The organism is Mycolicibacterium sphagni (assembly GCF_002250655.1).
In the GTDB taxonomy this organism is placed as follows: Bacteria; Actinomycetota; Actinomycetes; order Mycobacteriales; family Mycobacteriaceae; genus Mycobacterium; species Mycobacterium sphagni.
In genome coordinates this window covers 100,041-121,933 of the sequence record NZ_NOZR01000015.1, presented here as the reverse complement: position 1 = coordinate 121,933, position 21,893 = coordinate 100,041, and the positions used below count along the sequence as shown (strand labels likewise).

At 67.4% G+C, this 21,893-nt stretch carries 23 protein-coding genes and 1 pseudogene; 16 read left to right on the top strand and 8 right to left on the bottom strand.

Going from position 1 to position 21,893, the window contains the following annotated elements:
* The first annotated feature begins 65 nt into the window (after positions 1-65).
* The 4 genes from CG716_RS18090 (at position 66) to deoC (ending at position 2,122) form a co-directional block, all read left to right on the top strand.
* Positions 66-677: an aldehyde dehydrogenase family protein gene (locus CG716_RS18090; RefSeq protein ID WP_094482052.1), complete on the top strand. Its 612-nt coding sequence runs from the start codon at positions 66-68 to the stop codon at positions 675-677.
* A gap of 70 nt (positions 678-747) precedes the next feature.
* Positions 748-1,023, top strand: a complete 276-nt coding sequence (locus CG716_RS18085) for a DUF2516 family protein (protein WP_207760715.1) — start codon at positions 748-750, stop codon at positions 1,021-1,023.
* Between the two features lie 41 nt (positions 1,024-1,064).
* Positions 1,065-1,439: a DUF2599 domain-containing protein gene (locus tag CG716_RS18080; RefSeq protein ID WP_234817897.1), complete on the top strand. Its 375-nt coding sequence runs from the start codon at positions 1,065-1,067 to the stop codon at positions 1,437-1,439.
* Positions 1,439-2,122, top strand: coding sequence for a deoxyribose-phosphate aldolase (gene deoC, locus CG716_RS18075; RefSeq protein WP_094482049.1), 684 nt, complete (start codon positions 1,439-1,441; stop codon positions 2,120-2,122). The genes CG716_RS18080 and deoC overlap by 1 nt, the downstream gene beginning before the upstream one ends.
* Here the strand turns inward: deoC and CG716_RS18070 are convergent.
* Genes CG716_RS18070 through CG716_RS18050 form a run of 5 tightly spaced genes read right to left on the bottom strand, consistent with a single transcriptional unit; the run spans position 2,119 to position 5,705 of the window.
* The gene (locus CG716_RS18070) at positions 2,119-3,063 is read right to left on the bottom strand and encodes an LmeA family phospholipid-binding protein (protein ID WP_234817896.1); all 945 of its coding nucleotides are present in this window, start codon (positions 3,061-3,063) and stop codon (positions 2,119-2,121) included. The genes deoC and CG716_RS18070 overlap by 4 nt on opposite strands.
* Entirely contained in the window at positions 3,060-3,881 is an 822-nt protein-coding gene (locus tag CG716_RS18065) for a carbon-nitrogen hydrolase family protein (protein WP_094482047.1), read from the bottom strand. The genes CG716_RS18070 and CG716_RS18065 overlap by 4 nt, the downstream gene beginning before the upstream one ends.
* A gap of 5 nt (positions 3,882-3,886) precedes the next feature.
* The gene (locus CG716_RS18060; protein ID WP_094482045.1) at positions 3,887-4,672 is read right to left on the bottom strand and encodes an SAM-dependent methyltransferase; all 786 of its coding nucleotides are present in this window, start codon (positions 4,670-4,672) and stop codon (positions 3,887-3,889) included.
* Positions 4,665-5,177 carry a DUF2505 domain-containing protein gene (locus CG716_RS18055; protein WP_094482043.1) on the bottom strand — a complete coding sequence of 171 codons (513 nt, stop codon included), beginning with the start codon at positions 5,175-5,177 and terminating at the stop codon, positions 4,665-4,667. Before CG716_RS18055 ends, CG716_RS18060 begins: the two co-directional genes overlap by 8 nt.
* A 21-nt stretch (positions 5,178-5,198) precedes the next feature.
* Positions 5,199-5,705 (bottom strand): DUF2505 domain-containing protein, encoded by a 507-nt coding sequence (locus tag CG716_RS18050; protein ID WP_094482041.1) that lies wholly within the window; start codon positions 5,703-5,705, stop codon positions 5,199-5,201.
* A gap of 26 nt (positions 5,706-5,731) precedes the next feature.
* On the opposite strand from CG716_RS18050, the gene CG716_RS18045 reads away from it, so the two are divergent.
* The 3 genes and pseudogenes from CG716_RS18045 to CG716_RS18035 form a co-directional block, all read left to right on the top strand.
* Entirely contained in the window at positions 5,732-6,793 is a 1,062-nt protein-coding gene (locus CG716_RS18045; RefSeq protein ID WP_094482039.1) for a UDP-N-acetylmuramate dehydrogenase, read from the top strand.
* Between the two features lie 157 nt (positions 6,794-6,950).
* Entirely contained in the window at positions 6,951-7,907 is a 957-nt protein-coding gene (locus tag CG716_RS18040; protein ID WP_094482037.1) for a hypothetical protein, read from the top strand.
* 71 nt (positions 7,908-7,978) lie between these two features.
* Positions 7,979-9,337, top strand: a pseudogene (locus tag CG716_RS18035) (L,D-transpeptidase); the annotation flags it as partial.
* Positions 9,338-9,380: 43 nt separating this feature from the next.
* Here the strand turns inward: CG716_RS18035 and CG716_RS18030 are convergent.
* On the bottom strand, positions 9,381-10,130 hold the full coding sequence (locus CG716_RS18030) for an SDR family NAD(P)-dependent oxidoreductase (protein ID WP_094482033.1): 750 nt from the start codon (positions 10,128-10,130) through the stop codon (positions 9,381-9,383).
* A gap of 195 nt (positions 10,131-10,325) precedes the next feature.
* Here CG716_RS18030 and CG716_RS18025 point away from each other — a divergent pair, with 195 nt between their 5' ends.
* The 6 genes from CG716_RS18025 to regX all read left to right on the top strand — a co-directional run bounded on the left by CG716_RS18025 (position 10,326) and on the right by regX (position 16,412).
* Entirely contained in the window at positions 10,326-11,633 is a 1,308-nt protein-coding gene (locus CG716_RS18025; protein ID WP_094482031.1) for an ROK family protein, read from the top strand.
* 28 nt (positions 11,634-11,661) lie between these two features.
* Positions 11,662-12,981: a D-inositol-3-phosphate glycosyltransferase gene (gene mshA, locus CG716_RS18020; RefSeq protein WP_094482115.1), complete on the top strand. Its 1,320-nt coding sequence runs from the start codon at positions 11,662-11,664 to the stop codon at positions 12,979-12,981.
* Positions 12,978-13,490, top strand: coding sequence for a type III secretion system chaperone family protein (locus CG716_RS18015; RefSeq protein WP_094482029.1), 513 nt, complete (start codon positions 12,978-12,980; stop codon positions 13,488-13,490). Before mshA ends, CG716_RS18015 begins: the two co-directional genes overlap by 4 nt.
* 156 nt (positions 13,491-13,646) lie before the next feature.
* Positions 13,647-14,393, top strand: coding sequence for a phosphoglyceromutase (locus CG716_RS18010; RefSeq protein ID WP_094482027.1), 747 nt, complete (start codon positions 13,647-13,649; stop codon positions 14,391-14,393).
* Positions 14,394-14,523: 130 nt separating this feature from the next.
* Positions 14,524-15,729, top strand: a complete 1,206-nt coding sequence (locus tag CG716_RS18005) for a sensor histidine kinase (protein WP_094482025.1) — start codon at positions 14,524-14,526, stop codon at positions 15,727-15,729.
* Positions 15,726-16,412 (top strand): two-component sensory transduction protein RegX, encoded by a 687-nt coding sequence (regX, locus tag CG716_RS18000; protein WP_094482023.1) that lies wholly within the window; start codon positions 15,726-15,728, stop codon positions 16,410-16,412. Before CG716_RS18005 ends, regX begins: the two co-directional genes overlap by 4 nt.
* On the opposite strand, the gene CG716_RS17995 is transcribed toward regX, so the two are convergent.
* Both CG716_RS17995 and CG716_RS17990 read right to left on the bottom strand, forming a co-directional pair.
* The gene (locus tag CG716_RS17995) at positions 16,409-17,956 is read right to left on the bottom strand and encodes a sugar transferase (protein WP_094482021.1); all 1,548 of its coding nucleotides are present in this window, start codon (positions 17,954-17,956) and stop codon (positions 16,409-16,411) included. The genes regX and CG716_RS17995 overlap by 4 nt on opposite strands.
* Positions 17,957-18,142: 186 nt before the next feature.
* Positions 18,143-18,919 (bottom strand): DUF3109 family protein, encoded by a 777-nt coding sequence (locus tag CG716_RS17990; RefSeq protein ID WP_094482019.1) that lies wholly within the window; start codon positions 18,917-18,919, stop codon positions 18,143-18,145.
* 96 nt (positions 18,920-19,015) lie between these two features.
* Between CG716_RS17990 and CG716_RS17985 the strand changes: the two genes are divergently transcribed.
* The 3 genes from CG716_RS17985 to CG716_RS17975 are packed head-to-tail and all read left to right on the top strand — an operon-like array spanning position 19,016 to position 21,883.
* Entirely contained in the window at positions 19,016-20,032 is a 1,017-nt protein-coding gene (locus tag CG716_RS17985; protein WP_094482017.1) for a Ppx/GppA family phosphatase, read from the top strand.
* The gene (locus CG716_RS17980; RefSeq protein ID WP_094482015.1) at positions 20,029-21,030 is read left to right on the top strand and encodes an Rv0497 family membrane protein; all 1,002 of its coding nucleotides are present in this window, start codon (positions 20,029-20,031) and stop codon (positions 21,028-21,030) included. The genes CG716_RS17985 and CG716_RS17980 overlap by 4 nt, the downstream gene beginning before the upstream one ends.
* Positions 21,031-21,037: 7 nt before the next feature.
* Entirely contained in the window at positions 21,038-21,883 is an 846-nt protein-coding gene (locus tag CG716_RS17975) for a sugar phosphate isomerase/epimerase family protein (protein WP_094482013.1), read from the top strand.
* Positions 21,884-21,893: the final 10 nt, after the last annotated feature.

Genomic DNA, 21,893 nt, shown 5'->3' with positions numbered 1-21,893 from the left:
GCAATCTCGAAAATCGTTCACTGACAAACAAATTCGAACATCGAAACATCGAAAGGAGCCACATCATGGCTGAAAACCCCAACGTCGAGGACCTGAAGGCCCCGCTGCTCGCTGCTGTCGGTGCCGCCGATCTGGCCCTGGCTACCGTCAACGAGATCCTCGCAACCCTGCGTGACCGCGCGGAGGAGGCCCGTTCCGAGGCCAGCACCCGCGTCGAAGAGCGTCGTGCGGCGCTGACCAAGCTGCAGGAAGACCTGCCCCAGCGTGCCGAGGAACTGCGCGGCAAACTGTCCAGCGAGGAGCTGCGTAAGGCTGCGGAGGGCTACGTCGAGTCCGCCACCGCGACCTACAACAGCCTCGTCGAGCGCGGCGAGGCCGCCCTCGAGCGGCTGCGCAACCAGCCCGAGCTCAAGGACGTCGCCGCTCGCGCCGAGGGCTACGTCGACCAGGCAGTCGAGCTGACCCAGGAAGCGCTGGGCAACGTGTCCTCGCAGACCCGGGCCGTCGGCGAGCGCGCCGCCAAGCTGGTCGGTGTCGACCTGCCCGCCAAGACCGCCCCGGCCAAGGCTCCGGCGAAGAAGGCCGCTCCGGCCAAGAAGGCCGCTCCGGCCAAGGCTGTCGCCAAGAAGGCTCCCGCCAAGAAGGCCGCGCCGGCCAAGAAGGTCACCCAGAAGTAAGACCTGGCCAGTTTCGAACTGGCTAGTTCGACCGCAAGGACAAGACCCGCCTACTCTTGTAGCCGTGATGCTGCAAGGTGTGGCGGGTCTTGTTCTTCAGGTCGTGTTCTGGGCGGTCACCGCGGTGACCATCTATGCGTTCGTCCATGCGGCAATGCAGCGGCCCGACGCGTACACCGCGGCCGAGAAGCTGACCAAGCCTGTTTGGCTGGTGATACTTGGTGTCGCGGGTCTGCTGTCGTTGTTCCTCGGTGTCACGGGCGTGGCGATCGCAGCCGTGGCCGCCGGTGTCTACCTGGTGGATGTGCGACCCAAGCTGCTAGAGGTCCAGGGGAAGTCGCGCTGAGCGCACGACACCGCCTGGCTGCGCTGCTCGTTGTCGTTCCGGTGGCGTTGAGTCTGGCCGCCCCTGCCGCTGCCGACCCCCTTCCCGCGCCGCCCTACATCGATCACGCCCAGTGGGTGCAATGGGGAGATCTGAAAAGCCTGCAGATCTACCCGACTCCGGCCGGCCGGGCCGCGGCCGCCCAGCTGCTGAAACCCCCGTGGGAGATCGATGAAGCCTGGGGCGAGGTGCTGGCGTTGGCACCCGATGCCGACCTCCCCGGCATGCGTGACCAGTTCGTCTGCCACTTCCGGTTCGCAGAAATCGCTCAGCCAGGCAAGGTCAGCTGGAATCTGGAGCCGTGGCGGCCGGTGGTTGACGACGACACCATGACGCAAACGGGCTGCAATCCCGGTGGCCTCAAGGAGCCGTTCTGATGCGCAGGCGAGAAGAGGTTGCCGCGGTCGTCGACCACACCTTGCTCAAACCCGAGGCCACTGACGCCGACGTCCTCGCTTTCGTCGAGGAGGCCCTGGCCCTGGGGGTGTTCGCGGCGTGTGTGTCTCCCTCGATGGTGACCGCTGCGCGTCGGGCAGTAGACGCTCATCCCGAACGCCTCGCCATCGCCGCCGTCGCTGGCTTTCCGTCTGGCAAGCACCTGCCCAGCATCAAGGCCTCTGAGGCTGCGCTCGCCGTCGACTCCGGCGCACACGAAATCGACATGGTCATCGACATCGGCGCCGCGCTGGCTGGCGACCTCGCGGCGGTGGCCGCCGATATCGCCACGGTTCGGGCCGCCGTTCCCGGGGCGGTCCTGAAAGTCATCGTCGAATCCGCCGCCCTGCTCAGCCTGTCCGGCGAGACGACGCTGGTGGCGATATGCCGGGTCGCGGAAGAATCCGGCGCCGATTTCGTCAAGACCTCCACCGGATTTCATCCTGCGGGCGGTGCGTCAGTGATCGCGGTGGAGATCATGGCACGCACCGTCGGCGGCCGGCTCGGCGTCAAGGCCAGCGGCGGTATCCGAACCGCCGAGGACGCGCTGGCGATGCTCGGCGCGGGCGCGACACGGCTCGGGCTGTCCGGGACGCGAGCGGTCCTGGACGGCCTGGCCGGCTAGACCCCGGTGAAGCAGGGATCCTGCTGGCCGTTGGGGATCGTTGCGTTTTGGGTGACGAACTTCGCGCTGACCCCGCTGTCGGTGACCGCGACGCTGTCAGCGTGAATGCCCATCGGCAGGTTGTTGGTCAGCGTGCTCATGAAGGCGTCCAGCGCCGGCTGCACGGTTTCCTTCGGCAACGTCATGCCCAGCCCAGTCAGGCTGACCACCTGCAGGCTCAGCGCGCCGTTGGACACCGTCGGCTTGACGGTCACAGTGCCCAGCCCGCCCTGCAGTTCGATGGTGCCGTCCGACGGCGACGTCGCCACTCCGCTGACCAGGCTGCCCAGGAACGGGATCGCATCCTGCACGGTCTGCTTGATGCCGTCGCTGGACCAGGTGATGTTGGCGTCCAGCGAGCCCATCGTCCCGGCCGAGTTGGCGGTCTGGTTGATCACGATGTCGTCGAGCCACAGGTCGAGCTTCATACCCTTGGCCTGGCGGATCTGATTGCCCGCCGTCTGCACGTGAATGCCGTTGTAGTGCTTCGTCAGGTGCTGGAGAAGGAAGGGGCGAGCTCCGAACGAGACCTCGGTCTGGTCCTGCACCACGCAGGACACGGCCCTGGACACCACGGTGTCGGCGACGTGGCGCACATATAGCTCGGTGCCCAGCAGTCCGGCGATCACCAGCGCCACGACCGTGATCAACACCAGGACGATCGACAGCGGGTCGCGCAGGAACCCCCGTTTGGGTTCCTCGGGCACCTCCGGCGGAGCCGACGGCACCGGAGGGGCTGGTGGCGGAATCTGAGAAAACTGCTGCGTCGGCGGATCGATCGGATCGCTCGGCCGTGGGATGTACTCGGTGGGTGTGCCCTGCCCCGCGGCCGCAGACCAGGCCTGCGTGGGCGGGTCGCCGGGGCCGACGGGATGGTTCGGACCTTGTGGCGGATTCGTCACCGGGGCGATTCTGCCTTATCAGTCTGAGCGAACTCTGAGCGGTTCCGCAGGACCCCGAGCGTCTCCCGCACCGGAGCGACTCGATCGATGTCGATATCGGCCACCAGAAGTTGCGGGTCGTCGCCCGCGGATGCCACCACTTCGCCCAGCGGCGAGGCCACCACGCTGCCGCCCACACCGGTCGGCGCCTTGGACGCCGTCGCCATCTCGTCGCCGGGGTAGCCCTGGTCGACCGCGGCGACAAAACACGTCGAATCGAGCGCGCGAGCGCGCGCCAGCAGCGTCCACTGCGCAAGCTTTCCCGGCCCCGCCCCCCACGATGCACTGACCGTGATCAGCTCGGCTCCGCGGTCGGCCAGCTCGGTGTAGAGAGTGGGGAAGCGGATGTCGTAGCAGAGGGTCAGCCCGACCCGCACGCCGTCGACGGTGATCACCACGGGTTCGCGGCCCGGCGCCACCGCCTCGGACTCGGAGAACCCGAACGCGTCGTACATGTGGATCTTGTCGTAGTGCGCGTCGAGGCCCGGGCCGACGGCAAGCATCGTGTTGGTGACCCGGCCGTCGGGCGCCGGGGTGAACATCCCGACCGCCACGGTGATCCCCGCGCTGTCGGCGATGCGGCGCACCTCGTCGGCCCATGGGCCGTCCAGCGGCTCGGCCACCGGGGCCAGGGGAACGCCGAATCGGCACATCGTGCCTTCGGGGAACACCACGAACCGGGCGCCGGCGTCGGCGGCGCGCCGGGTGTAGTCCTCGACCAGCGTGAGGTTCACGGCCGGATCGGTGTCCGACAGCAATTGGGCGAGCGCTATCCGCATGGTGTCTAGCCTACGGCGGGCGCCACCGTCGACCAGGGCACGGTGAGCACGGCATCGCGGGCATTGCGCCGCTGCGCGTCGAGCGGTAGCCCGGCCGTGCGCAGCTCGGTGAGCATCGCGCGCCAGCGGTCCCGCGGACCGAACACCGAATGCCCGGCCGCCGCCGCCCAGGCCCGATCAGCCGACGAGAGCAGGCCGTGGATCGATTGGCCCGGAACATTATGGTGGATAAGGACTTTCGGCAGCCGCTCGGCCAGATCTGAGGGGCGGTCGATATGGCGTGGGTCGCAGGCCAGGGTCAGGCTCACCGGACCGTCACGATCCAGCAGCACCCAGCAACACCGCCGGCCGAGTTCGTCGCAGGTGCCGTCGATGATCAGCCCGTCTGGCGCCAGCTTCGAGCGCATTTCGGCCCAGGCCTGTTCGACCGCGTCTTCGGGATACTGGCGCAGCACGTTGAATGCCCGCACCAGAACCGGATGCAGGCCGGCGAGTTCGAATCCGCCGACCCCGAATTCGACGCCGTCGACGCCGGGAACCACCCGCTGCGGATCGATCTCCAAACCCACCACCCGGACATCGGCGCGCACCGGGCGCAGCCGCGCCGCCAGTTCCAGTGTGGTGACCGGCAATCGGCCGTAGCCCAGGTCGACGACCACCGGCTCATCCGCCGATTCCAGTGCTCCCCGCACGCGGGCGGAGTTCACCAGCCAGCGGTCGGCGCGCCGCAGCCGATTGGCGTTGGTGGTGCCGCGGGTCGGAACGCCAACCGGGCGCGGTGGTCTAGTAATGGCTGGCGATCCAGTCGCGGGTGAAATCCCTTTCGTCGTCGAACAATCCGCGCAGGCCGTCGCAGACCCACTGCTCGATCTTGCCGCCGACCAGCGGCACGTTGACTTTGCAGAGGCTGTGCAGTTGCAGCTCGCTGCCCTGGCCGGCCTGCTGCAGCACGTAGGTGCCGTCGAACTTCAGCGGGGCGGCGGGCACCAGCGCGCGGTAGTGTCCGTCGGCCGAATGCGTTGTGGCATCGAACGGATCGAAATGCTGTTCGCGGGTGATGGTGAGCCGCAACGGAACCACCGCGGCGACCAGCGACGGCACGTCCCTGCGGGAGATCGTGTGGGTGAACGCGATATCGGTGCCGTTCCGGCCGGACTCGAAGCGGGTGAGCTCCGAATCGGTGTGCTTGTGGTGTTCGGCGACCAGGTCTTCCCAATACCGGCGACTGGTGAAGCTCTGGTAGAGGTCGGCGACGGGCCAGTCGAGTCCGATGACATAGTCCAAGCGGCGGGACATGAAGCAACCGTACCTTCGGCGTCAGCCGTTCTCGGCGATCCACATGGTGGTGAACCGTTGCTCGGCGATCAGCAAGTCGACCAGCTGTTTGCCGATGAAATTCTCCACCTTGCCGCCGACCAACGGGATCCGCACCTCGACAGTGGCCCGAAAAGCCAAGTGCGCCCGACTGTCTGACGGGTCCAGCTGAGCGCTGCCGGTCAACGTCACCGGTGCCCGGTGGATGCTGCCGGTGACAGTGGCCTCGGCCCGGCCGTCCACCAGGCCGGTCCAACTCTCCACGCGGTGGATCTCCAGATCGCCGCGGTGGAATTGGGTGACGACGGCGGGTAACCGGTCGGCTCGCAGCACCTGGGTCGTCGTCACGTCGACGCCGCCGTCTGGGGTCGGCTGAATCGAGTCCAGTGTCGCGTCATCGGCGCCGGAGTCGGCCAGCCGGGCCAGCCAGTACTGTTCGTCGCGCAATGCATAATGCACCTGTTCGACGCTGCCCTCGTAGTCGGTGGCCATGTCGAATGAACGCGGCATAGCTGGTGAGGCTACCGTTACCGGGCGTGGCACCCGGGATTGATTACCGCGGCGCGGCGGTCGCCGAGAACGTCCCGCTGGCCCCGCTGACCACACTGCGGGTCGGTCCACGTGCGCGCCGAGTCATCACCTGTACTACCGCCGAGCAGATCGTGGCGACGCTGGCCGCCGTCGACCACAACCAGGGGCCGGTTCTGGTGCTGGCCGGCGGATCCAATGTCGTGATCGCCGACGACCTCACCGACCTGACCGTCGTCCGGCTGGCCAACCGGGGCGTCAGCGTCGACGGTTCACTGCTGCGCGCCGACGCCGGCGCGGTGTGGGACGACGTGGTGATCGCCGCGGTCGCGGCCGGACTGGGCGGGCTGGAATGCCTGTCCGGGATTCCCGGGTCGGCCGGTGCCACCCCGGTGCAGAACGTGGGTGCATACGGCGTTGAGGTGGCCGATTACCTCACCCGGGTCCGGCTGCTGGACCGCCGAACCTCGCAGGTGCGCTGGGCGGCCGTCGGCGAGCTGGGGCTGGCGTACCGGCACAGCGACTTGAAGAACTCCGCGGATGCGGTGGTGCTGGAGGTGGAGTTCGCCCTCGACGATGCCGGCCGGTCGGCCCCGCTGCGCTATGCGGAGCTGACCGCGGCCCTCGGCGTGGTGGCGGGAGAGCGCGCCGAGCCCGCCGAGGTGCGTGCCACCGTGCTCGGTCTGCGCGCCCGCAAAGGCATGGTGCTCGACGCCGACGACCACGACACCTGGAGCGTCGGCTCGTTCTTCACCAACCCCGTCGTGCCCGCCGAACGTTTCGAGGATCTGAAGTCCCGCCGGGACGGGCCGGTGCCGCACTACCCGGCGCCCGGCGGGGTCAAATTGGCGGCCGGCTGGCTCGTCGAACGCGCCGGATTCGGCAAGGGCTACCCGGATGCCGGCGCCGCCTGCCGGTTGTCGACCAAACATGCGCTTGCCCTGACCAACCGCGGCAGCGCATCCACCGCCGATGTGCTCGCGCTGGCGCGCACCGTGCGCGACGGGGTGTACGACGTGTTCGGAATCACGCTGGCACCGGAACCGGTGCTCGTGGGTTGTTCGCTGTAGCCCTGGTGGTCGCCGCACCGAACTGGGCATTAACCAAGCCCACGGGGACTCGGTTCCGTGAATATTTCGATAATTAACCCGCGCGACCAAAAATGGGGACAATGGTGGGCATCAGCCCGATCATGGGTTTGCTTTACACGACACACGGGGGATTCACATGGCCGTTGGGACCATCAAAACCGGGAAGCACGGACGCAACCGCGCACTGGGGATCAAAACTTGGCTGGGCGCGGGTGCGCTGACCGTCGGCGTGGGCGCTGCTCTGGCAGCCGGCTCGGGAGTCGCCCAGGCCGACACCGGAGGCCACCAGGCCTCGAGTTCGGCGTCGTCGAGCTCGTCGAATAAGCCCGCAGCCGGGCCGAAACGCAGCAGCGGAGTGGCCTCGGCCAAACGCGTGGCCGCGCCGGTCAAAGCGGCATCCAGCACGCCTTCCGCAGCCGACACCAAGTCCGCCGCCGCCAGCCCGGCAGCCGGGCAGACCCAGACCACCACGCAGACCGTCAACACCCCGTTCGGCAAGATCACGGTCGACATCAGCGCGACGCTTCCCAACGCAGGCACCAGCGGCCCGGTGTCGCTGAACCTGAACGCCAGCACGCCCCTCGGCAATGTGAAGTTCTCGCTGTCGGGAGATTCGACGTTCAGCCCCACCCCGACGATCACCGAGAACGTCTCGATCACGCAGGGGACCCTCGTCGTGCCGGCACCAGTTGCGTTACTGGTCAGCTCGGCCGGCTCCGCCGTTCTGGGTGCGTACTCGGCGTACACCAGCGCGACGACGTTCTTCAGCGCGCTGCAGCACGGAAACGTGGTGGGGGCCGCCCAGGCGTGGTTCGAGGGCGGACCCAAGCTGGCGAACGCTCTGCTGTTCGGCCAGAAGGCGCTGACGTTGCCGATCGATCTCGGTGAAGGGGCGGGAACCGCACAGCTGAGCATTCCGTTCGGCGGGTTCTTCGCGCCGCTCAAGCCGATATCGGTGACCTGGCCGGGTTACAGCTACACCGACCAGACCAGCGGGGCCCAAGTCACGATCGACCCGGTCGACGTGTCGTTCCAGGGCACCCGGTTCGGCGGTGTCGGCCAGGCGCTGCTGCAACTGTTCGGGCTGGCGTAACGCAGCCCCAGGCTTAGCCAGACGCTCTCCAATTGGCAGCACGGCGGCTGGGTTCCGTATCTTGGATTGACGTGAGCCCAGCCGACCGACTGCCGCCGATCAATCGGCGACGTGCATTGACAGCGCTGGTCCTCGGTGTGGCCGCACCCACAGCACTGGCCGCGTGCGACAAGGTGTCGGGCAAATCGGTCGTGACGTCGGCGCCGCCGCCCAAAGCGTCGCTGAATTTCACCCCGGCCGACGCGACCAAGAACGTGCTGCCCACGGCCCCGGTCACTCTCCAGGTCAAGGATGGCTGGCTGCAGCACGTCGTCCTGACCAATGCCGACGGAAACGTCGTCGCCGGTGCCCTGAACCGGGACCGTACGGAGTTCACCATCACCGAGCCGCTGGGCTACGGCGCCTCCTACACGTGGTCAGGGTCGGCGGTCGGGCGCGACGGCAACGCGCAGCCCATCGCCGCGTCGTTCACCACGGTCGACCCGACCACCAAGGTCAACGGCCAATTCCAGCTGTCCGACGGGCAGACCGTCGGCGTGGCGGCGCCGATCATCTTGCAGTTCGACGCCGCGATCGACGACGAGCACCGGCCCGACGTCGAAAGGGCGCTGACCGTCACCACCACCCCGCCGAACGAGGGCAGCTGGGCCTGGCTGCCCGACGAGGCGGGCGGCTCGCGGGTGCATTGGCGCACCAAGGAGTACTACCAGCCCGGAACCAAGGTCCACGTGGACGCGCGCCTCTACGGTGTGAAGTTCGGCAAGGACGCCTACGGCTCGACTGACTCGACGCTGGACTTCGAAATCGGCCGCCGCCAGGTGGTCAAGGCCGACGCCACCTCGCACCGCATCCAGGTGATCACCGACGAGGGCGTCGTCATGGACTTCCCGTGCAGCTACGGCGAGGCCGACAAGCCCCGCAACGTCACCCGCAGCGGCATCCACGTCGTCAGCGAGAAGTACGCCGACTTCTACATGACCAACCAGGCTGCCGGCTACAGCAATGTCCACGAGCGCTGGGCCGTGCGAATCTCCAACAACGGTGAGTTCATCCACGCCAACCCGGCATCCACGGGCGCGCAGGGCAATACCAACGTCACCAACGGGTGCATCAACCTGTCCACCGGCGACGCCGAGCAGTACTTCGGCACCGCCGTTTATGGGGACCCGGTCGAGGTGACCGGCACGTCGATCCAGCTGTCCTACGCCGACGGCGACATTTGGGACTGGGCGGTGGACTGGAACCAATGGAAGTCCATGTCGGCTCTGACCGACACAAAGCCGGAGACCAGCATCCCCAGCAGCGCGCCGGCCACACCTACAGATGCGCCGACCCTGTCGGGTACGCCGACCACGACCACCACCACGACGAGTCCCACCACGACGTCGTCGAGTCCGACGACGACATCCAGCCCGACCACCACGTCGAGCTCGACAACCTCGTCAACCCCGACCACGACTGGCTCGGGTTCCGCTACGACCGGCGGTTGAACCGGCTGGCGCTGGCCTGATCTCGGGGCCGGATGACGATCTGGTCCAGATTGACATGCGACGGGCGTGTGGCGACGAAGCCGATCACCTCGGCAACGTCGGCGGCCACCAGCGGCGTGATGCCGGAATAGACGGCGTCGGCCCGCTGCTCGTCACCGCCGAAGCGCACTAGCGAGAACTCGGTCTCCACTGCGCCGGGCGCAATCTCGGTGAGCCGCACCGGTTTTCCGAGCAATTCGCCGCGCAGTGTCCGATGCAGCGCGCCCTGGCCGTGTTTGGCTGCGGTGTACCCGCCGCCGTTGTCGTAGACCTCCAGTGCGGCGATCGAGGTGACGGTGACGATCAGCCCGTCACCTGACGCGACGAGTTTGGGCAGCAGCGCCCTCGTCACGCGCAATGTTCCGAGGACATTGGTCTCCCACATCCAGCGCCAGTCGTCCAGGTTCGCCTCCGCGATCGGCTCTAGTCCCTTGGCTCCGCCGGCGTTGTTGATCAGCACGTCGACCCGAGCCAGGCCGGCCGCCAGCGCCTCGACCGCGGCGTCGTTTGTGACGTCGGCCACAACAGCGGTGCCGCCGATCTCGTCGGCCAGCCGCTGGATGCGATCGGCCCGGCGCGCCACCGCTACGACGTGAAAGCCAAGGGCGGCAAGGGTTTTGGCGGTTGCCTCGCCGATACCGGAGCTGGCGCCGGTGACGACGGCAACGCGGGAATGCGCGTCTGGAGCTGTCATCGTTCCAACTCTAGTAACTGTGCTAAGTTCTTCCCGTGATCCGTTTCGGTCTGACCAGCTGTCTGGTCGCGCACACCGCGTGTTGTTGTCACGCGATTCGCTGCGCCTGACCCGACCGGACATTCTTCTTCTCGTCCCGCTCAAGTCGCCAGGTGTGGCATAGGCCCCCTAATCCGACTCGAGAAGGACACTCCTATGCGTACCGTCGCACTTTCTTCGCACGATCCGCTTCGTACTTCCGTCCATGACGCGGCCCGCGTCGGAGCCCGGCCGCACCCGCTGCGGACCCGGCACCACATCGTGGTCCCGTCGCTGCGGATCCCCGACGCCGCCGCTGCGTCGGTGTTCGCGGCGGTCCGCCAGCGCGGCGCCATCGGCCGTGACGTGATCGCCCAGGTCACCAATCTGTCGATCGCCACGGTCAACCGCCAGGTCACCGCTCTGCTGGACGCGGGCATCCTGCGTGAGCGCGCCGATCTGGCCGTGTCCGGCGCCATCGGCCGGCCCCGCGTGCCTGTCGAGGTCAACCACGAGCCGTTCCTAACCCTCGGCGTCCACATCGGCGCGCGGACCACCAACATCGTCGCAACGGACCTGCTGGGCCGCACCCTCGACGCGGTGGAGACCCCGACGCCGCGCGGCGGGCAGGCCGCCGCGCTGGCCTCGCTGGCCGGCAGCGCCCGGCGCTACCTGAGCCGGTGGCATCGCCGCCGGCCGCTGTGGATCGGCGTCGCGATCGGTGGTGTCGTCGACAGCGTCAGCGGACACGTCGACCACAGCCGGCTCGGCTGGACGCAGGCCCCGGTCGGCTCTGTGCTTGCCGAGGCGTTGGGTCTGCCGGTCTCGGTGGCCTCTCACGTGGACGCGATGGCCGGTGCCGAGGTCCTCCTGGGCCTGCGCCGCCCGCCCGCCCCTACGTCGAGCAGTCTGTACGTCTACGCCCGCGAAACAGTCGGTTTCGCTCTGGTGATCGGTGGCCGGGTACACAGCCCGGCCAGCGGCCCGGGCACCATCGCCGCGCTTCCGGTGGCCTCCGAGTTGCTTGGCGGCAGCGGACAATTGGAGTCCACCGTGAGCGACGAGGCCGTGCTGGCTGCTGCCCGCAAGCGCGGCATCGTGCCCGCCTCCGGCCCCAGCGCGTCCATGGCGGCCCTGCTGCGCACCGCCCGGCAGGGCGAGACCCCTGCCGCGGTCGGCGCCCGTGAACTGCTGGCCGAACGCGCTCGGGTGCTCGGCGGGGCGGTCGCCTTGCTGCGCGACATGCTCAACCCCGACGACCTGGTTGTCGGCGGCCAGGCGTTCACCGAGTACCCCGAGGGCATGCAGCTGGTGGAGGCCGCGTTCACCGAGCGTTCGGTGCTGCCGCCCCGCGACATCAGGGTGACCGCCTTCGGCAACCGGGTGCAGGAGGCCGGTGCCGGCATCGTGTCGCTGGGTGGTCTGTACGCGGACCCGATCGGCGCATTGAGACGGGCGCAGAACCGCCGCGAAGCCGCGGTGTAAAGATGGAGGCGTGCGGTACGCCCGAGAGCTGACTGACAGATCGACCGATAATGTGCCGCATCGGGTAGCGGTTCTGTCGGTTCACACCTCGCCGTTGGCCCAGCCGGGTACCGGTGACGCCGGCGGGATGAACGTCTACGTGCTGCAGACCGCGCTACAGATGGCCCGGCGTGGGGTGGAGGTCGAGATCTTCACCCGCGCCACGTCCTCGTCCGATCAGCCGCTGGTCCGCGTGGCACCAGGGGTGCTGGTGCGCAATGTGGTTGCCGGCCCCTTCGAGGGGCTCGACAAATACGACCTGCCGACTCAGCTGTGTGCGTTCACCGCCGGCGTGTTGCGCGCCGAGGCCAACCATGAGCCCGGCTACTACGACATCGTGCATTCGCACTACTGGCTGTCGGGTCAGGTCGGCTGGCTGGCCCGCGACCGCTGGGCCGTGCCGTTGGTGCACACCGCCCACACGCTGGCCGCGGTGAAGAACGCCGCACTGGCCGACGGCGACGCACCGGAACCGCCGTTGCGATCGGTCGGCGAACAGCAGGTCGTCGACGAGGCTGACCGGCTGGTGGTCAACACCGAAGATGAAGCCCGCCAACTTGTTTCGCTGCACAACGCCGACCCGCGACGAATCGACGTCGTATACCCCGGCGTGGACCTGGAGACATTCGCGCCCGGCGACCGGCTGACGGCACGGGCCGCGCTGGGCCTGCGCGCCGACGAGCAGGTGGTCGCCTTCGTGGGGCGGATCCAACCGTTGAAGGCGCCCGATGTGCTGTTGCGTGCCGCTGCGCGGCTGTCCGGTGTGCGTGTGCTGGTGGCCGGCGGCCCGTCGGGCAGTGGCTTGGCGGCACCTGACGCGCTGGTGGGTCTTGCCGCCGAACTGGGTATCGCCGATCGTGTGACGTTCCTTCCCCCACAATCCCGCGAGCAGTTGGTCAACGTCTATCGTGCGGCGGATCTTGTTGCGGTGCCCAGCTATTCGGAATCGTTCGGGCTGGTCGCCATCGAGGCGCAGGCATGCGGAACACCGGTGGTGGCCGCAGCGGTCGGCGGCCTGCCGGTGGCGGTGGCGGACGGTGTCAGCGGGGCACTGGTGTCCAGCCACGACCCCGACAGGTGGGCTGATGCGATCGCCGGGCTGTTGCGCCGTGACTCCGACGAGCTGAGCCGCGCCGCCGTCGCGCACGCACAGCGTTTCTCGTGGGCGCACACCGTGGACGGATTGCTTGCCAGTTACAGCCGGGCCATCACCGACTATGCCAGCGCGCGGCGGCGGCGCGCTGCCGGCGACGTCCTGGCGCGGCGTAACGGACGGCGGTGGTCGATGCGCCGCGGGGTGCGCGCATGAGTTCCAGCGTCCAGCAGGTCATCGAGGGCGCGCTGACCGAGCACGGCTTGGTCTACAGCCACCACGAAGGAGCGCACGGCGGGCTGCCGGGGCTGATCGTGGAGCTGCCGGGGGAGCGCAAGCTCAAGACCAACACCCTGCTGAGCATCGGTGAGCACTCGGTACGGGTGGAGGCCTTCGTCTGCCGTCAGCCCGACGAAAACCACGAGGGCGTCTACCGATTCCTGCTCAAGCGCAACCGCCGGCTCTATGGGGTGGCCTACACGCTGGACAACACCGGCGACATCTATCTGGTCGGGCGGATGGCGCTGGAGTCGGTGACTGCCGATGAACTCGACCGGATCCTCGGGCAGGTGCTCGAGGCCGTCGACACCGACTTCAACACCCTGCTGGAACTTGGGTTCAAGTCGTCTATCCAGAAAGAGTGGGCGTGGCGGGTCTCCCGCGGTGAATCGCTGAAGAACCTGCAGGCCTTCGAGCATCTCATCCAAGACGACGATGCAGAGTGAGGGACGAACGATGAGGAGGAGTCGAGAGTCCCGGCCCGAAGACGACGATGCAGAGTGAGGGACGAACGATGAGGAGGAGTCGAGAGTCCCAGCCCGAAGACGAGGTCGACGGGAACAGCCGCGACCACTGACCGTGGGCGTGAGAGGATTTCGGGCATGGCTGATTCCACACTGATTCTGCTGCGGCACGGCGAGAGCGAATGGAACGCGCTGAATCTGTTCACCGGCTGGGTGGACGTCGACCTGACCGACAAGGGTCGCACCGAGGCCGTGCGTGGCGGCAAGCTGCTGGCCGAACAGGGTCTGCTGCCCGACGTGCTGTACACCTCGCTGCTGCGGCGGGCGATCACCACCGCGCACCTGGCGCTGGATGCCGCCGACCGGCTATGGATCCCGGTGCATCGGGACTGGCGGCTCAACGAGCGGCACTACGGTGCGCTGCAGGGCCTGGACAAGGCCGAGACCAAGGAAAAGTACGGCGAAGAGCAGTTCATGCTGTGGCGCCGCAGTTATGACACCCCGCCGCCGCCGATCGAGCCGGGCAGCACCTACAGCCAGGACACCGACCCGCGCTACGCCGATATCGGCGGCGGCCCGCTGACCGAGTGCCTGGCTGACGTGGTGGCCCGTTTCGTCCCGTACTTCACCGAGACGATCGTCCCGGATCTGAAGGCCGGCAAGACGGTGTTGATGGTCGCGCACGGAAACTCGCTGCGCGCGCTGGTGAAGTACCTGGACGGCATGTCCAACGAGGACGTGGTCGGCCTCAACATCCCGACCGGTATTCCGCTGCGCTACGACCTTGACGCCGACCTGAAGCCTCTGGTGGCGGGCGGTACCTACCTGGATCCCGAGGCGGCCGCCGCAGGCGCTGCCGCGGTGGCCAACCAGGGCGTGAAGTAGCTGGAAGCACCTCGGGTTTGGCAAACGCGCGGTAAACGGCGGCGGAATACATGCGCGCTGGCTGTGTGACGTAACCCGATTTAGCCGCACGCTGCTGGGATGACGTTCACCCAATGCGTACGCTTTGCGTGTGAGTGTTGTCTCGGTGGCACTATTGGTCACCGTCGCGGCGCTGGTAGCGCTCGCTCTCGGACTCGGGATCGGGGCCGCGCTCACCCCACGCATCCTCGAGCGCAGGCAGCGCCGCGCGATCACCGAAGCGGGGATCACCGTCTCGCAGATGTTGCATCACGTGGTGTCGCTGGCCCCGATCGGCATGGTGGTCGTCGACGCGCATCGCGACGTGGTGTTCATCAATGACCGCGCCACCGAGCTGGGCCTCGTACGTGACCGGCAGCTCGACGAACGAGCCTGGAGCGCCGCTCAGCGCGTGCTGGTCACCGGAGAGGGCGTCGAAGTCGACCTGTCTCAGCCGTTGCGGGCCGCGCCCGGCCGTTCGGGGCTGTCGGTGCGCGGGCACGTTCGGCTGCTGAGCAAGCAGGATCCGCGGTTCGCCGTGGTCTACGTCGAAGACCAGTCCGAGCAGGCCCGCATGGAAGCCAGCCGGCGTGACTTCGTGGCCAACGTGAGCCATGAGCTCAAGACGCCGGTCGCGGCGATGGGTGTGCTGGCTGAGGCGTTGCTGGAATCGGCCGAAGACCCCGAGACCGTGCACCACTTCAGCCGCAAGATCCTGACCGAATCCCAGCGGCTGGCCAATATGGTCGGCGAGCTGATCGAGCTATCCCGTCTCCAAGGTGCCGAGCCGCTGCCCGACCTGGACGGAATCGACGTGGATTCTGTTGTCAGCGAGGCTATTTCGCGCCACAAGGTGGCGGCTGACAATGCCGACATCAAGGTGACCACCGATGCGCCGAGCGGCTTCCGCGTGCTGGGGGATCAGTCCTTGTTGGTCACCGCGCTGGCCAATCTGATCTCGAATGCCATCGCGTACTCACCGGACGAATCGAAGGTGTCGATCAGCCGCCGCCGGCGCGGCGACAACATCGAGATCTCCGTCACCGACCGGGGAATCGGGATCGCCCGTGCCGATCAGGAGCGGGTGTTCGAACGGTTCTTCCGGGTCGACAAAGCGCGCTCCCGTGCCACCGGCGGCACCGGCTTGGGGCTGGCCATCGTCAAACACGTGGCAGCCAATCACAACGGCAGCATCCGGCTGTGGAGCCAGCCGGGCACCGGCTCGACGTTCACCCTGTCCATTCCCGCCTATCCCAACAACGAAGACGACGAACCGGCCGACCAATCGGCCATTGACGAGGAGGCACTACGCCAATGACCAATGTGTTGATCGTGGAGGACGAAGAATCGCTGGCCGACCCGCTGGCTTTCCTGCTCCGCAAGGAAGGGTTCGAGGCCACCGTCGTCGGTGACGGCCCGTCAGCTCTGGCGGAGTTCGATCGATCCGGCGCCGACATCGTGCTGCTCGACCTCATGCTGCCGGGGATGACCGGCACCGACGTCTGTAAGCAGCTGCGCGCCCGCTCGAGCGTGCCGGTGATCATGGTCACCGCGCGCGACAGCGAGATCGACAAGGTGGTCGGCCTCGAGCTCGGTGCCGACGACTACGTCACCAAGCCGTACTCGGCGCGCGAACTGATCGCCCGTATCCGTGCCGTGCTGCGCCGCGGAACCGACACCGAGGACTCCGGTATCGGTGACGCCATCCTGGAGGCCGGCCCGGTGCGCATGGATGTCGAGCGCCACGTCGTCACCGTCAATGGTGAGCCGATTACGTTGCCGCTCAAGGAATTCGATCTACTGGAGTACCTGATGCGCAACAGCGGCCGGGTGCTCACCCGCGGTCAGCTGATCGACCGGGTGTGGGGTGCGGACTACGTCGGAGACACCAAGACTCTCGATGTCCACGTCAAGCGCCTGCGGTCGAAGATCGAAGCCGATCCGGCCAATCCCGTGCACTTGGTGACGGTGCGCGGCCTGGGCTACAAGCTGGAGGGCTAGTACGCGCCGTCGCCGCGCAACACGGTCTTGATGGTCCTGGCGATGATCGTCAGGTCCCGAATCGGGGACCAGTTCTCGATGTAGCTCAGGTCCAGGCGCAGGGCGTCCTCGGTCCGTAGGTCCGAGCGGCCGCTGACCTGCCACAACCCGGTCAGACCAGGCTTGACGGTCAGCCGCCGACGAACCAGGTAGTCATACGAGTCGACCTCGCGGCGGACCTGCGGCCGGGGGCCGACAACGCTCATGTCGCCGCGTAACACGTTGAAGAACTGGGGCAGTTCGTCGACGCTGTACTTCCGCAGTACCTTGCCGACCCGGGTGACCCGCGGATCGTCCTTGGGCTTCCAGAACAGCGGGCTGCTTCCGTCGGCGGCGATCATCGCCGGCGCATCCTCATCGGCGCCGTCGACCATGCTGCGGAACTTGAGCATCGGGAACGTGGTGCCCTTGAGTCCGATCCGCTCGGACACGTAGAAGACCGGTCCGGGTCCAGACAGTCGCACCGCCAGCGCCGCGAGCAGGAACAGGGGCGCGACCACGATCATCGCCACCGTGGTGAACACGACGTCGAAGGCCCGCTTGGCGGCCGAGTTGGCCCCCGCGTGCTGCGGCTTGCTCACCTCGAACATCGCCATGCCGGCCACCGGGCGGCTGTGTAATCGGTCTTCGGCGATGTCGACCAGCCCGGGGGCGATCATCAGATCCACGCCCAGTGAATCGAGTTCCCAGATCAACCGGCGTACCTCGGTGGCGTGCAAGTGATCGGTGGCGGCCAGCGCGACGGTCTGTGCGCCAGTGCGGCGCACGGCGTCGGCGATGGCCTGGTCGATGCCCACGACGGGGATGGCCCGGCCGCCGATGTCGATGCTGCGGTCCCGCGCCGTCGGTCCTTCGGGGGTGCAGATCCCGACGACGCGATAGCCCGCGGCAGGATCCCGCACAAACGTGGCGGCGACGTCGGCGGCGGCCCGCGAGCTACCCACGACCAAAACCGAGATCTGGTAGTCGGCGCGGCCGAGCTCGGCGGTCTCGACTCGGCGCCAGTGCCTGCGGTTCACCAGCAGTCCGAGCAGACCCGCCGGGAAGGCGATCGCGAGATAGGTTCGCGACGGATCCATGGGCAGCAGCAGCGCAGCGATCGCGATCAGGCCAAACACCTGCAGGGTGGCAAGAACGACGCTCGTGTTCTCGCCGACGCCGCGGCCGACCACCCGACGCGCGCGGTAACCGTTGAGACCCAACGCGGCCATCCACAAGGCGGCCAGCGCGACCGACCCCAGGACGTAGGTGAGCAGTGCTCCCGGTTCTTCAGCAAACACGAACATGGTGGCGACTGCCAGCGCCAGGCAAATAATCGCCGTGTCGCTGATGACTAACCGTCTGGAATGCCGGAGGTGCCGGGCTTCGCGCTGCGTGGCGCGCGTCGGGGGCCACAGCGGGGGAATGCTGTTCTCATCAAATAACGCGGAGGTGGAGTTTTGGCGAACATCTACGTCCCAGTTGTTATCAACTGAGATGTGGTTATCACTCGGTTCGGCCAACACAGCTAAAATCTGCCCTCGGATCAGGGAACTGTTATTAACTGCACCGTAACTGCGCTTAGGGCATAAGGCAACCAGTTCGTCACATGAGCTGAGTCACGAATTCCGTGCAAAATGATGCAGATTTAGCAAATAACGCTATCCGACGGCTCCGCCGTCGCTGAGCGGCCGGACCGGCGGCTCAGACAGCTACTGCGCGGCGCGGGTGGCCGGATGCACGGCGATCAGCGGGAAACCACTGCGCCGTCTGCACATGGCCGCCAGTTCGGCGTAGGCCTTCTCGCCGAGCAGCTCCGTCAACTCGGGGCCGTAGGACTCCCAGACCTGCTTCTTTCCGACGTGAGCCGCGGGGTCACCCGTGCAATACCAGTGCAGATCCGCGCCGCCCTCGCCCCAGCCACGCCGGTCGTACTCGGTGATCGTGGTCTTGAGCACTTCGGTGCCGTCCGGCCGGGTGATCCACTCCTGACTGCGCCGGATGGGCAGCTGCCAGCAGATCTCCGGCTTCATCGTGAGCGGTTCGACCCCGAGCTTGATGGCTTTGGTGTGCAGGGCGCAGCCGATCCCGGTCGGGAACCCCGGACGGTTCAGGAAGATGCAGGCGCCCTTGTACTTGCGGGTGCGCAGGCTGGGCTTGTCGTCGAACTCGTCCATCTCGAGGTAGCCCTTGCGGCCCAGCCCCTTGTCCCGGAATTGCCAATCGGCGTCGGTCAGCTTCTTGACCGCGTCGTCGAGATGGGCGCGGTCGTCGTCATCGGACAGGAACGCCCCGTGCGAGCAGCAACCGTCGTCCGGACGTCCCTCGACCGTGCCCTTGCACGCGGGTGTACCGAACACGCACGTCCAGTTGGATAGCAGCCACGTCAGGTCTGCGGCGATGAGGTGTTCCGCATTGTCCGGGTCGTAGAACTCCACCCACTCGCGCGGGAAGTCGAGTTCAACCTCGCCAGGGTGCCCATTTGTCACAGCGCCCAACGGTAGTCGACAAGGGCTCCGGCTTCTCGCTGGCTTTTGCCCCATGTCGTAAGTGTCGTGGTGGACTAGCACGCTAGTTTTGTTCACGTGCGATTAGGCGTGCTCGACGTGGGCAGCAATACAGTTCATCTGCTGGTGGTCGATGCGCACCGCGGCGGCCATCCAACTCCGATGAGCTCGACGAAAGCCGCGCTGCGGCTCGCCGAGGCGATCGACGACTCCGGCAAGCTGACCCGCCGCGGCGCCGACAAGCTGATCGACACCGTCGACGAGTTCGCCAAGATCGCCGCGAGCTCCGGCTGCGCCGACCTAATGGCCTTCGCCACCTCGGCGGTTCGCGACGCCAAGAATTCCGAGGATGTGCTGGCCCGCGTGCTGGCTGAGACCGGGGTGAACCTGCAGGTCCTGTCGGGCGCCAACGAATCGCGGCTGACCTTCCTGGCGGTGCGGCGGTGGTATGGCTGGAGCGCCGGACGCATCATCAACCTCGATATCGGCGGCGGCTCTCTGGAGCTGTCCAACGGTGTCGACGAGGCGCCCGAGGTGGCGCTGTCACTGCCGCTGGGCGCCGGCCGGCTGACCCGCGAGTGGCTGCCCGACGATCCGCCCGGGCGGCGCCGGGTGGCCATGCTGCGCGACTGGCTGGACAACGAGCTCGCCGAGGCCAGTGCGTTCGTCTTGGACGCCGGCCTTCCCGACCTTGCGGTGGCGACATCCAAGACATTCCGTTCGCTGGCCAGGCTCACCGGCGCCGCCCCGTCGGGTGCCGGGCCCAGGGTCAAGCGGACGCTCACGGCCAACGGCCTGAGGCAGCTCATATCTTTCATCTCTAGGATGACCACGACAGATCGTGCCGAGTTGGAGGGAGTCAGTGCCGAGCGGGCGCCGCAGATAGTGGCCGGCGCTCTGGTGGCGGAGGCGAGCATGCGAGCACTGTCATTGGAATCCGTCGACATCTGTCCCTGGGCACTACGCGAGGGCATAATCCTGCGCCGACTCGACAGTGAAGCTGACGGAACTGCCCTGGTGGAAACCTCGGTGGGGGATGCTGGAAACAAGGGTTTTGATCGGTCGACTGCCGTCCGATCGAGAGGCACACGATGACTGCACCAGATGACAGCGAGAACAGCCGGCCGATCTCGGTGGCCGAGCTGCTCGCCAAGAATGGAACGATCGGCTCACCACCGGTCGGGGGGCGACGCCGCCGCCGGCGCGGCAACAACGACGCGGTGACCGTCGCGGAACTGACCGGCGAGATCCCGATCATCCGCACCGGTGAGATCCCGATCACGCGGGATGTAGACGTGACAGACGTCGACGTGACCGATGTGGAGGTGGCTGAGGAGCCGGTCGGCGAGGAGCCGATCGCCCCCGAGCCGGTGGTGCCTAAGGCCACCAACGGATCGGCCCCGGCGACGGCCGTCGCCGCCGAGGAGACGCCGGTGAGGCCCTTTGATCCACCGCCGACGCGTGCGGACAGTCCGCTTCCCCGTAAGGAACGCGGTCCTGAGAAGGCTTATGACCCGCGGCCCCTGCGCAGACCCGAGCCGCAGCCGGCGGATGCCTCGGCTGAGGATGCTGACGCATCGGATGCCGAGCAGATGGCGTTCGACCCGCTCGACGAAGCCGCCCCGGCACTGGATCTGGCGCCCGAGGAGCAGGCAGACGACGCCGCCGAGCTGCAGTCTTATCTGCGGTCCTCCGGGGGCACCCTGTTCGGCGGGCAGACGGTGGCCGACGACCTCGCCCGCCGTGGTGGGGTCCGCGACGACGAGCACGACGGCGGCGCGGCGGCGACCGAGACCGAAGCGCCCGAGGGCCTACCCCGCGAGACCAAGCTGACCGCGCTGTGGCGCGCCGTGCTGGTCGTCGGCCAGTCGATCCTGGCGGTCGCATTCGGCGCCGGGCTCTTCGTTGCGTTCGACCAGCTGTGGCGGTGGAACAACATCGTCGCGCTGGTGCTGTCGGTACTGGTCATCCTGGGCCTCGTAGTGGCCGTCCGAATCGTCCGGAAAACCGAGGACATCGCCAGCACTCTGATCGCCGTGGCGGTCGGGGCGCTGGTCACACTCGGACCGTTGGCGCTGCTGCAGTCGACCTGATTTTTCAGTGCGCCCCGCAATCAAGGTTGGTCTGTCGACGGCCTCGGTCTATCCGCTGAGGACCGAGGCCGCTTTCGAGTACGCGGCCGAATTGGGTTACGACGGTGTCGAACTCATGGTGTGGGCCGAGACCGTCAGTCAGGACATCGGGGCTATCGCCAAGCTGTCGCGCCGCTACAACATGCCCGTATTGTCGGTGCATGCGCCATGTCTGCTGATCTCGCAGCGGGTGTGGGGCGCCAATCCCATCCCGAAGCTGACCCGCAGTGTCCAGGCCGCCGAACGCCTTGGCGCACAGACTGTTGTGGTGCACCCGCCGTTCCGGTGGCAGCGCCGCTATGCCGAGGGCTTCAGCGAGCAGGTCGCCGAATTGGAGAGCCGCAGCGACGTGCTGGTCGCGGTGGAGAACATGTTCCCGTTCCGTGCCGACCGGTTCTTCGGCTCGGGTGATCCGTCGATCGAGCGGATGCGTAAGCGGGGAGGCCGTCCCGGCGTGGGCATTTCGGCGTTCGCGCCGTCCTATGACCCGCTCGACGGGGACCATGCCCACTACACGCTGGATCTGTCGCATACCGCCACGGCGGGCACCGACGCCCTGGACATGGCCGAGCGGATGGGATCCGGCCTGGTGCACCTGCACCTGTGCGACGGCAACGGTGCCTCGACCGACGAACACCTGGTGCCCGGCCGGGGAACTCAGCCCACCGTCGAGGTGTGTCAGATGCTGGCCGCCAGCGACTTCACCGGGCATGTGATCCTCGAAGTCACCACTTCTGGGGCGCGTACCAAGGCCGAGCGCGAGGCGCTGTTGGTCGAGTCGCTTCAGTTCGCGCGCACCCATCTGTTGCGATGAGCGAGAAAGG

What these genes read in the sequence shown, in the direction of transcription:
- CG716_RS17980 (WP_094482015.1), top strand. Translation starts at nt 20,029, where the DNA reads ATGACTGCACCAGATGACAGCGAGAACAGCCGGCCGATCTCGGTGGCC.
- CG716_RS18055 (WP_094482043.1), bottom strand. Translation starts at nt 5,177, where the DNA reads ATGTCCCGCCGCTTGGACTATGTCATCGGACTCGACTGGCCCGTCGCC.
- CG716_RS18030 (WP_094482033.1), bottom strand. Translation starts at nt 10,130, where the DNA reads ATGACAGCTCCAGACGCGCATTCCCGCGTTGCCGTCGTCACCGGCGCC.
- CG716_RS18010 (WP_094482027.1), top strand. Translation starts at nt 13,647, where the DNA reads ATGGCTGATTCCACACTGATTCTGCTGCGGCACGGCGAGAGCGAATGG.
- CG716_RS18050 (WP_094482041.1), bottom strand. Translation starts at nt 5,705, where the DNA reads ATGCCGCGTTCATTCGACATGGCCACCGACTACGAGGGCAGCGTCGAA.
- CG716_RS18025 (WP_094482031.1), top strand. Translation starts at nt 10,326, where the DNA reads ATGCGTACCGTCGCACTTTCTTCGCACGATCCGCTTCGTACTTCCGTC.
- deoC (WP_094482049.1), top strand. Translation starts at nt 1,439, where the DNA reads ATGCGCAGGCGAGAAGAGGTTGCCGCGGTCGTCGACCACACCTTGCTC.
- CG716_RS18015 (WP_094482029.1), top strand. Translation starts at nt 12,978, where the DNA reads ATGAGTTCCAGCGTCCAGCAGGTCATCGAGGGCGCGCTGACCGAGCAC.
- CG716_RS18090 (WP_094482052.1), top strand. Translation starts at nt 66, where the DNA reads ATGGCTGAAAACCCCAACGTCGAGGACCTGAAGGCCCCGCTGCTCGCT.
- CG716_RS18065 (WP_094482047.1), bottom strand. Translation starts at nt 3,881, where the DNA reads ATGCGGATAGCGCTCGCCCAATTGCTGTCGGACACCGATCCGGCCGTG.
- CG716_RS18040 (WP_094482037.1), top strand. Translation starts at nt 6,951, where the DNA reads ATGGCCGTTGGGACCATCAAAACCGGGAAGCACGGACGCAACCGCGCA.
- regX (WP_094482023.1), top strand. Translation starts at nt 15,726, where the DNA reads ATGACCAATGTGTTGATCGTGGAGGACGAAGAATCGCTGGCCGACCCG.